The following is a 13,658-nucleotide window of genomic DNA, read 5'->3' as shown; positions in this document are numbered from 1 at the left end:
GTTAACTGTTCGCTATGTCTCCGAACAAAGTGTTCGCTATGTCCCCGGTCCATACAGGGAGAGGGCTAGGGTGAGGGAGCTCTTGTTCTTATGTACATATCCGTTGCTGCGGCAACGGCCACTTAGGGTTCCGGCCTTACGCCGTGCCACTGCGCAACACCTGCGTTCGGCCAGCGTGGTTTAACGGGGCCTCTTAGATCAAAAGCCAGATCAAGATCAAAAGATCGCGAGACAAGCTCGCTCCTACAGGGTGGGGTTACACCGCTTTGGGCAAGCGCTCATCAATCACGTGATACAACGCGCTGCTCGCCGGCCAGTTGCGCATAAAGCGCGCGCGGTCGCGGGCGTAGGCCGTGGCGAAGCTGCTTTGCGATGAGTGCTGGCACATGGAGTCCAGATCAATCAAGGCCCAGCGCCCGTCTGCCCAGAACACGTTATGGCCTTTAAGGTCGCCGTGGCTGATGCGCTCGCGAATCAGGTCGGCAAACAACTGATCCAGCGCCTGCAACTCGGCTTCCGGGGCGTCGCCGCTGTCTTGATACGGCGCAAAACGCTCGATGATGTCCGGGCCGGGCAGGTACTCGGTGACCAGATACGCTTTGCCACGCAACCACAAAAAGCGGGTTTCCAGCAGCGCCAGCGGCTTGGGCGTGGCGATGCCGAGAAACAGCAGCCGATTGCCTTCCTGCCATGAATGCCATGCCCGGCTCGGGCGCCAGAAGCGCTTAAGCCAATGGGCAAAGCCTTTGATGTTGTAGCGCTTGACCACCAAGGAGCGGCCCGCCACCTCAACCTTGCCCACGCTGGCCGCGCCGCCGGTTTTGTACAGGTGGCCCTGGTCGAGCAGCGCATCGGCCTTGGCCACTACGGGCAACATCGCCGCTTCTTCTTCGCGGGCAAATGCGCGCAAGGCAAACGCCCCGCTCTGCACGCTGAACAAGGTGCAGTCGCGGCCCACTTTGTTCATGAAGTCGTTGAGGCGCCAGGCGCGGACTTTTTCGACCTGCTTGAGCAGCGCCTCCAGTGGCAAGGCGTGTTCGCCGTTGCTCAGCAGGTAATGCACCAGCAGTTCTTCAATAAACGGCTCAAGGCTTTTCGGCAGTTGAGCGAAGAACACCCCAAGGTTTTCCAGCACTTTTTGCCGTGACAGCGGTTTGCCCGCCTCTTCGACGCAAATACCCGCGCCGTCGATCAAATACAGTTTGCCGTTGCAGCGCAGCAGGTTGTCCAGGTGCAGGTCTTCTTGCCACAGGCCCTTGAGGTGCATCTGCCCGATCGCTTCCAGCGCCTCGGCCAGCACCGCCTGTTGCTCGTCAGCCAACACCGGCAACGCCGCAACTGCATTCCAGGCATCGCCCAGGCTTTGCGCACCCTCAAGAAACTCAAACAGCAGCCAGCCGCCCTCGCCTTCTTGCAGACCGTCAGCCAGCAGTTGCGGCGTGGTCAGGCCTTGCTCAGCTAACAGGCGCACGCCGGTCAGCTCACGCTGAAAGTTGCGCGCCGCCTTGCTGCCGACCATTAATTTGGCCAGCACGGTACGCCCGCGCCACACCCCGGCACCCACGTAGCGCTGCCCCGGCAACACCCGCAGCAGGCTCAACAGCTGCAATTGCGCAGGCCCGGCGGCGTCAGCCAGTTCAATGCTCAGCGGCAACGACGGCGTGCGTCCGGCCTTTTGCAATTCGGACAAACGCATCAGCGGCTCTCCTTGTGGCTGCGACGAACATTCAAACGCTCAAACCAGGCATCGACCAAACCGCTCTCGACTGGCTGTTCAAGGTACGCCGCAAGTAGCGTGCGCACGTCATCAGCGTTCCAGACCTGAGCCCGGCGCAACAACGGTTCGATGTCTTTGACCCGGTCACGCTGGCCCAGCAGCAAGGGGCGGGTCTTTTCCAGGTCGATCAACTGGGCGCGATAGCCCTCGCCGTCTGCCTGCAAAAAGATGTGTTTAGGGTAGAAACAGCCATGCACCTGACGCGCAGCGTGCAGTTGACGCGCCAACTGACCGCAGGTGCGCAAGATCGCTTGCTGCTGCCCGTGGGTCAATTGCGGCCAGTGTTCGAGCAAGGAATCGAGGTCGCTCCAGCCGTCCAGCGCGCGGGTCATCAGAATGGCCCGACGCTCACCAGCGACTTTACGCTCACCAAAGAACACCGCTTCCAGCGCCGGAATGCCCAACTGCTGGTAACGCTGAATATTGCGAAACTCGCGGGCAAAGCTCGGCTCGCCCAACGGGCTGTGCAAGGTACGGGTCAGGTAATTGCTCTGGCGCTTGATGTAAAAGCCCTGGCCTTCGAGGTCCATGCGAAACACCGTGCTCCAGCCGCCACGGCTGGTGTTGGGCTCATCGACCGCGTCCAGTTGCAGGTTCCATAGGGCATCGAAATCCGCCAATCCATTGCGTTCCAGCAAACCCCGTTCGGCTCCTGCCAAAAAATCAGTCATTCCCGGCCCTCAAAAAAACGCACGATATGGCGGACCCGCTCTTTGTCCGCCGCGTTGAGTGTGGTGCGCCCGGTGTATTGGAAATAAAAGCGCAAACGCTGGGTGGCTGTCAGGTGGTACTTGGCCACTTTGTCGAGGCACGCCAGGTCTTTGGTGATCCGGTACTTGAGCCAGAAACCGCGCCAGAAGTCGCCGTTGGGGCAGTCGATCAAGTACAGGCGCGCCTGATCGTCGATCAGCAGGTTGCGCCACTTCAAATCGTTATGGGTAAAGCGATGGTCGTGCATGGTCTTGGTGTAGCGCGCCAGTTGGCGGCTGACACCGTCGACCCAGGCACGGTCCTTGAGCAGCGGGTCGTTGTTGTCCGCCAGCTCCGACAAATCGCGGGTGTTGGGCAGTTCGCGGGTAATCATCGCGCCACGGGCGTAGGCAAAGCCTTTACGCTCCAGGCCCCAGGCCACCACTTCGGCGGTCGGGATGCCCCACTTGGCAAAACGCTTGAGGTTCTGCCACTCAGACTTCACCCGCGGGCGGCCCAGATAGCGGCGCAGCCCTTTGCCCGCGCCGGTGTAGCGCTTGACGTAGTAATTGACGCCATCACGCTCAACGCGGATCACTTGCGACAACGGATCGCGGGTCAGGTGCTCGCCTTGCAGGGCAAACACGGCATCGAGACTGCCAAAATCATGTGCCAACGCGCGGTAAGCAGGTTCCAGAGTCCAACCCGCCATTACAGTGCATCTCCATAGCGCACTTTGCGCTCGTAGAGTTTTTGCGCCTTGCCTTCAAGCCAGGCCAGCAAGCGCGCTTCTTCGCGCAAGATCTGGCGCAGCGGCATCTGGAAGTAACCGCGCAAAAAGCGCAGCTTGTCGCGTTGGGTCAGGCCAATGTCCAGCGCCGAAAAGTACAGCGCGGCCAGGTCTTTGTTGCGCCAGCGACGGCTGATCACGGCGCGGGTCTGAGCACGGTGCAGGTCGATGAGCGACAGGCGCAGGTTGTCAGCGGTCACCGGCGTGTCGGTGTGCAGCAAGAAGTGGCAGATGTAGCAATCGCGGTGGTTAACGCCCGCGCGGTGCATCATGCCGGTCATGCGCGCCACTTCGGCGATCAGCGCACGTTTGAGCTTGGGTTGCGGCGGCTGCTTGAGCCAATTGAGGCTGAAGTCTTCAAGGCTGACGGTCGGCGCCAGCTCTTCGGTGATGATGAACGAGTGCTGCTGGGCCGGGTTGCTGCCCTTTTCGCCATAGGCCACAGCGGTCATGGTCGGCACACCGACTTCGTGCAAACGCTTGATCGCCCGCCATTCCTGGCCGGCACCGAGCACCGGCAGTTTGGCGGTGAGCAGGTTTTTGAACACTTCACCCCAACCAATGCCACGGTGGATCTTCACAAAGTAACCGCGCCCGTCGACTTCCGTACGCAAGGTACGGCGGCCATCCAGTTCGCGGTAAACCTCACCGCTCAACTGCTCGACTTCGGTGAACGCATCGCGCCCATCCCACAAGCGTTTGAAAGGTTCGGTAAGTATCAGTTTCATCAGTGTTGCTCCGCCAGAATCACATCCGCAGCATGCTGCGGCATGCTATAGAGGTCGGCCGTCTGCGCGTAGGCCAGGCCATTTTGGCTCCAGGCCGCGCGCGCAGCATCGTCGGACAACATGTGGGTCAGATAATCATTGAGTTGCGTCTGTTCGAACGGTTCGTCCAGCACCAGGCCCGCATCGGCGTCGCTGATGTAATGGGCATAGCCGCACACCGCGCTGACCAATACCGGCAAACCCGCCACCAAGGCTTCAAGCAGAACGGTGCCGGTGTTTTCGTTGTAGGCCGGATGGATCAGCACATCAGCGCCCAGCAGGAAGCGCGGGATGTCACTGCGCCCCTTAAGAAACTGCACGTGCTCGCCCAGCCCCAACGTGGCGCTTTGCAATTGAAAGACCTTGGGGTCGTCCTGACCGATTACCAACAATTTGGTGCGCTTTTTAAGCTCGGACGGCAACGCCGCTAGGGCTTTGAGGCTGCGGTCGACGCCTTTGGTCTTGAACCCCGAGCCGATTTGCACCAGCAACAGGTCGTCGTCGGCCAGGTTGAATTCGCGGCGGAACTCGGCGCGAATCTCAGCCGCATTCGGCGGCGCACGACGGTCCAGCGCAATGCCCGGCGGCAGCAAATGAAAACGCTGCAACGGGGTGTCGTAATGCTTGATGAACAGCGGCTGCTGGACTTCAGAAATCATCAGGATTTCAGTCTTGGCGTTCTTGTCGAACACCGCGCGCTCGTATTCAGCAAAGTGCTTGTAGCGCTTGAAGAAGCGGTAGAACGAGTGGCGCAAGTTTTGCGCCTTGTCTTCAAAGCAGCCGTCGGCGGCGTAGTACACGTCCAGGCCGGGCATTTTATTGAAGCCAATCAGACGGTCGACCGGGCGTTTGGCCAGATCGGCCTGCATCCAGGCGAGCATTTTTTCGTTACGGGTGTGGTTGTGAAACGCCTTGACCGGCGCCACCAGCACTTCGAAGCCGGGCGGGATATCGCCTTCCCAGATCATCGTGTACACACGGATCTGGTGCCCACGCTTCTGGCACTCCAGCGCAATGCGCATGAAATCGCGTTGCAGCCCGCCAAACGGGAAGTATTTGTACAGCACAAAAGCCAGTTGCATCAGCGCAGTTCCTCAGCCAGTAACAACGTGCTTAATCGACTTGCGACACGCTCAGGGTTCAGACGAGTGAAGCACAACGGCCACTCGTTTTTCAGATCAAACCGCTGCTGGTCCTGTGCAGTCGGCTGGTAAGTGCATTTTTTCTGCAGGCACGGCGCGCACGGGAAATCGCTGGCCAAGTGGATCTGCACCTTGCCGTACGCGCCCGTAAGCCCTGGGTTGGTGGGGCCAAACAGGGAAATGGTCGGCACATCCAGTGCCGCTGCCAAATGCCCCAGCCCGGTGTCCACCGCCACGCATGCGCTGGCATTGGCCAGCACTTTGGCCACGCCTGCAAGGTTCAGCTTGGGCAGAACCACGGCGTTTTTAAGACCGCTGGCAATGCGTTCAGCACGGGCCTTTTCAGCCGGGTTGCCCCACGGCAAGCGCACTTCGAGGCCCAAATGGCCCATGCGCACCGTCAAATCGCGCCAGTAGGTTTCGGGCCAGTGTTTGGTGTCCCACGTGGTGCCATGCAAGAACACTGCATAAGGTTTGCTGCGCGGTAATTCAACCAGGCGCTCAACATCGAGGCCGTAATCGCCCAGCCCTTTGGGCAGGTCATAGCCCAGCGCGACGGCAAACAATTGGCGCAAACGCTCGACCGCATGCTGCCCACGGGCCACGGCCAGGCGGCGCTGATAGAAATGGCTAGCCAGCGGCTCACGAGCAGAGTGTTTGTCCAGCCCGGCCACCGGCGCCTTGACGTAGCGGGTCAAAAAAGCACTTTTGACCAGCCCTTGGGCGTCGATCACCAGATCATATTTTTCGGTGCGCAGGGCTTGTTTGAAGCGCTTCCACTCGCCGCTCTTGAGGGTTTCCCAGATATTTTTGCGCCAGCGGCGGATCGCCACCGGAATCACTTTGCCCACGGCCGGGTGCCAAGTCGGGATTTCGGCAAAGCCTTCTTCCACCACCCAGTCAAAGGTGATGCCCGGAATGGCCCGGGCCGCATCGGTCAGCGCCGGCAAGGCATGAATCACATCCCCAAGGGATGAGGTTTTCACCAACAGAACACGCACCTAGTTGACCTCGACCGGGGTGACCTGCAGGCGTTGCAAGGCTTCAATCACCGGCGCCGGCATCAGTTCGCGCAAGCAATTGTAGTGGCCGAAACGGCAGGTGCGCTCAAAGCACGGGCTGCATTCCAGGCCCAGACGCACCACTTCAACCTGATCGGCCAACGGCGGGGTAAAGCCCGGCGAGGTCGAACCGTACACCGCCACCAGCGGGCGATTGAGCGCCGCGGCCACGTGCATCAGCCCGGAATCATTGGACACCACGGCGTCTGCGCACGACAGCAGGTCAATGGCTTCGGCCAGTGAGGTTTCACCGCTGAGGTTGACGGACTCTTCGCGAAGGCCCGGAATCAAACGGGCGCGGATGTCTTCACCGACGCTGTGATCGTTTTTCGAGCCAAACAGCCACACTTGCCAGCCTTCGCGAATCTTTTGCTCAGCGACTTTGGCGTAATGCTCGGACGGCCAGCGTTTGGACTCACCAAACTCGGCGCCAGGGCACAGCGCCAGCACCGGACGGTCCAGTTCCAGACCGAACTTGCTCAGGGCGGCCTCGCGGCTTTGCGGCTCGATTTGCAGATCTGGGCGCGGGTACGGCTTGGGCAGGTCGGCGCCCGGTTCATAGGCCAGCGCCATAAAGCGCTCGATCATTAACGGGTAGCGTTCTTTGTCCAGCGTGCGCACATCATTGAGCAGCCCGTAACGGAATTCGCCGCGCCAGCCGGTGCGCTTGGCAATACCGGCGAAAAACGGCACCAGCGCCGACTTCAACGAGTTAGGCAGCAAAATGGCCTGATCGTATTGGCCCTTGAGGGACTTGCCGATCTTGCGTCGCGTGGCCAGTTCAAGCGCGCCATGGCCGAGCGGAAAGCTCAAGGCCTTGCGAACTTCAGGCATGCGCTCAAGGATGGGCCGGCTCCACTCAGGGGCCAGCACATCGATTTCGCACTGTGGGTGGCGCTTTTTCAGGCACTGGAACAGTGTCTGCGCCATCACCATGTCACCGACCCAGCTGGGCCCAACGATCAAAATATTCATAAGTTTCCATAAACAAGCAAGGGAGGCAGTGGCCTGATGCTCGTCAGCCAGAACACTCAACTGTAGGAGCGAGCTTGCCTCGCGATCTTTTAAAGATCAAAAGATCGCGAGGCAAGCTCGCTCCTACAAAGACCGCGTTCACGTTACTGACGGCTTCAGACGCTTGCCTCCCCGCTGTAATTGCTAGCCGTAGCTTAGCTCAAGCCCAGTTGCGCCCATATACGCCGAACATCTCGTCGCGCTTCCACCAATTGGTCGCCACTGACCACCCCGGCTTCCTTTTGCAAGGCCTGGCGGTGGGCGACGGCTCGGAAGGCTTTGTACGCCTCACGCAACAGGCTGGCATCGCTGGCGGGCATCAGCCCGGCCTGTTCCAGCCCTTCAAGAATGCGGATGTTATCGGTATAGCGCAGCAGTTCCGGGTGTTCCCTGGACCACGCCAGGGCCGCGTATTGCACCATAAATTCAATATCGACGATACCTCCGGCGTCCTGCTTGAGGTCGAACGGCACCGTGGCCTCGAAGGCATTCTGCGCCGTTCCGGCAGCGGTCAGCCGGGTGCCCAGGTTGTCGCGCATTTTGGCGCGCATCTCGCTGACTTCCTGACGCAGCGTCGGCAAGTCACGCTCGCGGCCCAACACCTGCGCGCGCACGGCCTCAAAGGCCGCGCCTACCTGTTGGCAGCCCACCAGCACTCGCGCCCGCACCAGCGCTTGATGCTCCCAGGTCCAGGCTTCGTTCTGTTGGTAGCGCTCAAAGGCCCCGAGCGAGCTGACCAACAACCCGGAAGCGCCTGACGGACGCAGGCGCATGTCGACTTCATAGAGCTGGCCGGAGTTGGTTTGCGCGGTGAGCAAATGGATGATCCGCTGGCCCAGCCGGGTGAAGAACTGCGCACTGTCGATGGGCTTGGCGCCGTCGGTTTCGGCGTTCGGGTCGCCGTCATGGATAAACACCAGGTCCAGGTCCGAGCCGTGCCCCAGCTCGATACCGCCGACTTTGCCGTAGCCCACAATAATAAAGCCGGGGTCGCACAGGCTGCCGTCCGCCCGCTGCGGCGTGCCGTACTTGGCCACCGTTTGGCGCCAGGCCAGGGCCAGCACTTGCTCCAGAATCGCCTCGGCCAGCCAGGTCAGGTAATCACTGACCTTCATCAGCGGCAAGCTGCCGGCGATTTCTGAGGCCGCAACCCGCAGGCGGTGCGCCAGTTTGAAGTTACGCAGCGCTTCCATCTGCTGTTCAAGGTCGTCCTCGGGGATGCGCGTCAGCCGCTCGCGCAACTCGGCGGCCAACTCGGGCGCCAACGGTGGCTTGAACAGACGCCCTTCGTTGAGCAACTCATCGAGCAGCAGCGGGAAGCGGGTGATTTGCTCGGCAATCCACGGGCTCGCCGCACACAAGGTCAGCAGGCGGCGCAGCGCGTCCGGGTTTTCAGTCAGCAACACCAGATACGCCGACCGTCGGGCCACCGCTTCGACCAGCGGCAATACGCGCTCCAGCACCAGGTCCGGGTTGGCATGCTCCACCGCCTGCGCCAGCAAACGCGGGATAAACGCATCCAGACGCTCACGCCCCAAACGCTGCATGGCACGCAACTGCGGGCTGGAGCGCAGGTTGGCCAATTGTTTCAAGGCTTTGGGCGCATCGACAAACCCGGCTTCTTCTAATTGCGCACACGCCGCTGCGTCGTCCTGGACTTCTTCCCACAACGGCAACCACTCGCCGCCGACGATCAGTTCGCCTTCGTCGAGGTCTTCTTCCTCGTCCGGGTCGGCAATGACCTGACGGAAATGCCAGTCGATACGCCCGCGCCACGCCATCAGTTGCTCATGGAACTGCGCCCACGTGTCGAAGCCCATCATAAACGCGATGCGCGCCTGATCCTGTTCGCCATCCGGAAGCATTTGCGTCTGGCGGTCGGCAATGGCCTGGATCGCGTGCTCGGTGTAACGCAAAAACTCGTAGCCTTCGCGCAACTCATTGACTACCGCAGTCGGCAGGTAGCCTTGCCCCTCAAGGATGCTCAGTACTTTAAGCAGCGGCCGCTGTTGCAGGCTGAGGTCGCGCCCGCCGTGGATCAACTGGAACGCCTGGGCAATAAACTCGACTTCACGAATGCCGCCCGCGCCCAGCTTGATGTTGTCGGCCATGCCTTTGCGCCGTACTTCTTGCTGGATCAACTGCTTCATGGTGCGCAGCGCTTCGATGGCCGAGAAGTCCAGGTAACGTCGATAGACGAAGGGCCGCAGCATCTCCAGCAACTGCGCGCCCATTACTTGATCACCGGCCACCACCCGCGCCTTGATCATCGCGTAGCGTTCCCAGTCGCGGCCCTGATCCTGGTAATACTGCTCCAGCGCGTTAAAGCTCAGCACCAGCGCGCCCGACGAGCCGTACGGGCGCAAGCGCATGTCAACGCGGAACACAAAACCGTCGACGGTCATCGGGTCCAGCGCCTTGATCAAGCGCTGACCCAGGCGAATAAAGAACTCCTGGTTGTCCAGCGGGCGCTTGGCGCCAACGGTTTCGCCGCCCTCGGGATAGGCAAAAATCAGGTCGATGTCCGATGACAGGTTCAGTTCGACGGCGCCGAGCTTGCCCATGCCCAAAATCACCATCGGTTGCGGCTCGCCGCTGCGGTGCCCGATGGGCGTGCCGAACTGCTGGCAATGGCGCTCATACAGCCAGCGGTAGGCTTGATCGATGCTCGCATCGGCCATGTCCGACAAATCGCGGCAGGTTTCTATCAGGTCGGCCTGGCGGGTCAAATCACGCCAGATAATCCGCACTTGCTGGCGCGTGCGCTGGCGGCGCAGGGCACGACCCAGCTCTTCGTCGGTTTGCGCCTGCTGGGCGGCTTCGGCAATCTGCCCGCACAATTCACCGGGGGCGAAGCTGCGGTCCAGTTCACCCCAGCTCACCAGTTCCAGCAACATCAAAGGGTCACGTAACACCTGTTCAATAAAGAAGTCGCTTGCCGCACTCACCCGGGCAAAGTCTGACCAGCGTTCAGACGACCATTCGTCGAGTCCCTGTTCGCCTTCCAGACCGGCCACGGCACTGCGCCAGGACTGCTCGGCGCGGCTGGCAAGGGGCAATAAAAGGGAGGGGATTGCGGCAAGCGAGGGAAGGCTCATGGTCTATCCTTGATCGGCGATGGTGTTGCCGAGTACGGTGACTGGAAGAAACAGCGGTTAAACCCGACTGTCGAACAAAGGTTATAAATAGCTTAAAAACGTGATTCTTTAGCAAAAAAACATTGTCACAACGGCCAAATACCAAACACAGAACCAACAATATCGATTTATCGCACAACCCAACAGGTGACCTTAGAAGGCTTCCCTGTAGTTTTACTACTGAGTCAAACACTCGAAAGGCTGAAATGAGCAACGATTTGTAGTAAAACTACACGACGCCGGAATCAACCTTCCGGTCATCCAAGAATTTATGTCGTCTGCCCACAAGGCCAGTCGCAAACTCAGGCAACCGATTCTGGAAGCCTTTCCGCCCTGGAGCAAGCCATGCAAGACCTCGATCCCGTCGAAACCCAGGAATGGCTGGACGCCCTGGAATCGGTTCTCGACAAAGAAGGCGAAGACCGTGCTCACTATCTGATGACCCGTATGGGTGAGCTCGCTACTCGCACCGGTTCGCAACTCCCGTACGCCATCACGACTCCATACCGCAACACGATTCCTGTTACCCACGAAGCACGCATGCCTGGCGACCTGTTCATGGAACGCCGCATTCGCTCGCTGGTACGCTGGAACGCCATGGCTATGGTTATGCGCACGAACTTGAAAGATTCTGACCTGGGCGGTCATATCTCCAGCTTCGCTTCCAGCGCAACCCTGTATGACATCGGCTTCAACTACTTCTTCCAGGCCCCGACCGAAGAACACGGCGGCGACCTGATCTACTTCCAGGGTCACACCTCGCCAGGCGTTTACGCCCGTGCGTTCATGGAAGGTCGCATCAGCGAAGAACAAATGAACAACTTCCGCCAGGAAGTCGACGGTCAGGGCCTGTCGTCCTACCCGCACCCTTGGCTGATGCCTGATTTCTGGCAGTTCCCGACGGTATCCATGGGCCTTGGCCCGATCCAGGCGATCTACCAGGCGCGTTTCATGAAGTACCTGGAATCGCGTGGCTACATCCCTGCTGGCAAGCAAAAAGTCTGGTGTTTCCTGGGCGACGGCGAGTGTGACGAGCCGGAATCCCTGGGCGCCATCTCCCTGGCTGGCCGCGAAAACCTCGACAACCTGATCTTCGTCATCAACTGCAACCTGCAGCGCCTCGACGGCCCGGTTCGCGGCAACGGCAAGATCATCCAGGAACTCGAAGGCGTGTTCCGCGGTGCTCAGTGGAACGTGACCAAAGTCATCTGGGGCCGTTTCTGGGACCCGCTGCTGGCCAAAGACGTCGACGGCATCCTGCAACGTCGCATGGACGAAGTCATCGACGGCGAGTACCAGAACTACAAAGCCAAAGACGGCGCGTTCGTACGTGAACACTTCTTCAACACGCCAGAACTCAAGGCGATGGTTGCTGACTTGTCCGACGACGAGATCTGGAAACTCAACCGTGGCGGCCACGACCCGTACAAGGTCTACGCGGCGTACCACGAAGCGGTCAACCACAAAGACCAGCCAACCGTTATCCTGGCCAAGACCATCAAGGGTTACGGCACTGGCGCTGGCGAAGCGAAAAACACGGCGCACAACACCAAGAAAGTCGATGTCGACAGCCTGAAGTTGTTCCGTGACCGTTTCGACATCCCGGTCAAAGACGAAGACATCGAGTCCCTGCCATTCTTCAAACCGGAAGAAGGCAGCGCCGAAGCCCGCTACCTGAGCGAGCGCCGCACGGCACTGGGCGGTTTCGTGCCTCAGCGTCGCGCCAAGAGCCTGAGCATTCCGACCCCGCCACTGGACACCCTCAAGGCCATCCTTGACGGTTCCGGCGACCGTGAAATTTCCACCACCATGGCGTTCGTGCGCATCCTGGCACAGCTGGTGAAGGACAAGGACATCGGTCAGCGCATCGTCCCGATCATCCCGGACGAAGCCCGTACCTTCGGTATGGAAGGCATGTTCCGTCAGTTGGGCATCTACTCCTCCGTCGGCCAGCTCTACGAGCCAGTCGATAAAGACCAGGTGATGTTCTACAAGGAAGACAAAAAGGGCCAGATCCTCGAAGAAGGCATCAACGAAGCAGGCGCCATGAGCTCCTTCATCGCGGCCGGTACTTCGTACTCGAACCACAACCAGCCAATGCTGCCGTTCTACATCTTCTACTCGATGTTCGGCTTCCAGCGTATTGGTGACCTGGCCTGGGCCGCTGGCGACAGCCGCACCCGTGGCTTCCTGATCGGCGGCACCGCCGGGCGTACCACGCTCAACGGTGAAGGCCTGCAACACGAAGACGGTCACAGCCACATCCTGGCCGCAACCATCCCGAACTGCCGCACCTATGACCCAACCTACGGCTATGAGCTGGCGGTGATCATTCAGGACGGCATGAAGAAGATGACCGAAGAGCAACAGGACGTCTTCTACTACATCACCGTGATGAACGAGTCGTACCAGCAACCTGCCATGCCGGCCGGTGTTGAAGAAGGCATCGTCAAAGGGATGTACCTGCTGGAAGAAGACACCAAGGAAGCGGCTCACCACGTACAACTGATGGGCTCCGGCACCATCCTGCGTGAAGTGCGTGAAGCGGCGAAAATCCTGCGTGAAGAGTTCAACGTCGGCGCTGACGTATGGAGCGTTACCAGCTTCAACGAACTGCGTCGCGACGGCCTGGCCGTTGAGCGTCACAACCGTCTGCACCCTGGCCAGAAGCCACAGCGCACCTTCGTTGAAGAGTGCCTGACTGGCCGTAAAGGTCCGGTCATTGCTTCTACCGACTACATGAAGCTGTTCGCTGAGCAGATTCGTCAGTGGGTACCGGTCAAGGAATTCAAAGTGCTGGGCACTGACGGTTTCGGCCGCAGCGACAGCCGCAAAAAACTGCGTCACTTCTTTGAAGTAGACCGTCACTTCGTGGTGTTGGCAGCCCTGGAAGCCCTGGCTGACCGTGGTGAAATCGAACCTAAGGTGATTGCAGACGCTATCGTCAAGTTCGGTATCAACCCGGAAAAACGCAACCCACTGGACTGCTGAGGAGAATTTTTGTGAGCGAACTCATTCGAGTACCTGACATCGGCAGCGGTGACGGTGAAGTCATCGAACTGTTTGTAAAGGTCGGTGACCGTGTCGAAGCTGATCAGAGCATTCTGACGCTGGAATCGGACAAGGCGAGCATGGAAATCCCTGCGCCTAAAGCCGGTATCGTCAAAAGCCTGAAAGTAAAGCTGGGCGACCGCTTGAAAGAAGGCGACGAACTGCTTGAGCTGGAAGCTGAAGGCGGCGCTGCACCTGCCCCTGAAGCGGCCGCACCGGCGCCGGCAGC

At 59.9% G+C, this 13,658-nt stretch carries 10 protein-coding genes; 2 read left to right on the top strand and 8 right to left on the bottom strand.

Annotation, left to right across the window (positions count from 1 at the left end; translation table 11 throughout):
• Positions 1–256: 256 nt before the first annotated feature.
• The 8 genes from GHO25_RS23980 to glnE all read right to left on the bottom strand — a co-directional run bounded on the left by GHO25_RS23980 (position 257) and on the right by glnE (position 10,339).
• Complete coding sequence (locus tag GHO25_RS23980; RefSeq protein ID WP_153392872.1) at positions 257–1,696, bottom strand: lipopolysaccharide kinase InaA family protein; 1,440 nt, start codon at positions 1,694–1,696, stop codon at positions 257–259.
• Positions 1,696–2,448 carry a lipopolysaccharide kinase InaA family protein gene (locus GHO25_RS23975; RefSeq protein WP_153392869.1) on the bottom strand — a complete coding sequence of 251 codons (753 nt, stop codon included), beginning with the start codon at positions 2,446–2,448 and terminating at the stop codon, positions 1,696–1,698. The genes GHO25_RS23980 and GHO25_RS23975 overlap by 1 nt, the downstream gene beginning before the upstream one ends.
• Positions 2,445–3,179 carry a lipopolysaccharide kinase InaA family protein gene (locus tag GHO25_RS23970; protein WP_048366649.1) on the bottom strand — a complete coding sequence of 245 codons (735 nt, stop codon included), beginning with the start codon at positions 3,177–3,179 and terminating at the stop codon, positions 2,445–2,447. The genes GHO25_RS23975 and GHO25_RS23970 overlap by 4 nt, the downstream gene beginning before the upstream one ends.
• A complete protein-coding gene (gene rfaP, locus GHO25_RS23965; RefSeq protein WP_153392866.1) occupies positions 3,179–3,985 on the bottom strand; it encodes a lipopolysaccharide core heptose(I) kinase RfaP in 807 nt (268 codons plus the stop codon). The genes GHO25_RS23970 and rfaP overlap by 1 nt, the downstream gene beginning before the upstream one ends.
• The gene (locus tag GHO25_RS23960) at positions 3,985–5,106 is read right to left on the bottom strand and encodes a glycosyltransferase family 4 protein (protein WP_048366651.1); all 1,122 of its coding nucleotides are present in this window, start codon (positions 5,104–5,106) and stop codon (positions 3,985–3,987) included. Before GHO25_RS23960 ends, rfaP begins: the two co-directional genes overlap by 1 nt.
• On the bottom strand, positions 5,106–6,167 hold the full coding sequence (waaC, locus tag GHO25_RS23955) for a lipopolysaccharide heptosyltransferase I (protein WP_178110209.1): 1,062 nt from the start codon (positions 6,165–6,167) through the stop codon (positions 5,106–5,108). The genes GHO25_RS23960 and waaC overlap by 1 nt, the downstream gene beginning before the upstream one ends.
• A complete protein-coding gene (gene waaF / locus GHO25_RS23950) occupies positions 6,168–7,202 on the bottom strand; it encodes a lipopolysaccharide heptosyltransferase II (RefSeq protein WP_048366653.1) in 1,035 nt (344 codons plus the stop codon). It abuts the gene before it with no gap.
• Positions 7,203–7,396: 194 nt separating this feature from the next.
• The gene (glnE, locus tag GHO25_RS23945) at positions 7,397–10,339 is read right to left on the bottom strand and encodes a bifunctional [glutamate--ammonia ligase]-adenylyl-L-tyrosine phosphorylase/[glutamate--ammonia-ligase] adenylyltransferase (protein WP_153392863.1); all 2,943 of its coding nucleotides are present in this window, start codon (positions 10,337–10,339) and stop codon (positions 7,397–7,399) included.
• Between the two features lie 384 nt (positions 10,340–10,723).
• Here glnE and aceE point away from each other — a divergent pair, with 384 nt between their 5' ends.
• Positions 10,724–13,369: a pyruvate dehydrogenase (acetyl-transferring), homodimeric type gene (gene aceE, locus GHO25_RS23940; RefSeq protein ID WP_048366655.1), complete on the top strand. Its 2,646-nt coding sequence runs from the start codon at positions 10,724–10,726 to the stop codon at positions 13,367–13,369.
• Positions 13,370–13,380: 11 nt separating this feature from the next.
• Positions 13,381–13,658: biotin/lipoyl-containing protein (locus GHO25_RS23935; protein WP_372240970.1), on the top strand; the 278-nt coding region annotated here is incomplete at its 3' end.

It is taken from the genome of Pseudomonas sp. FSL R10-1350 (assembly GCF_009600525.1).
In the GTDB taxonomy this organism is placed as follows: domain Bacteria; phylum Pseudomonadota; class Gammaproteobacteria; order Pseudomonadales; family Pseudomonadaceae; genus Aquipseudomonas; species Aquipseudomonas helleri.
The sequence above is the reverse complement of the archived record's forward strand: the minus strand, read 5'-3'. Positions and strand labels throughout refer to the sequence as shown.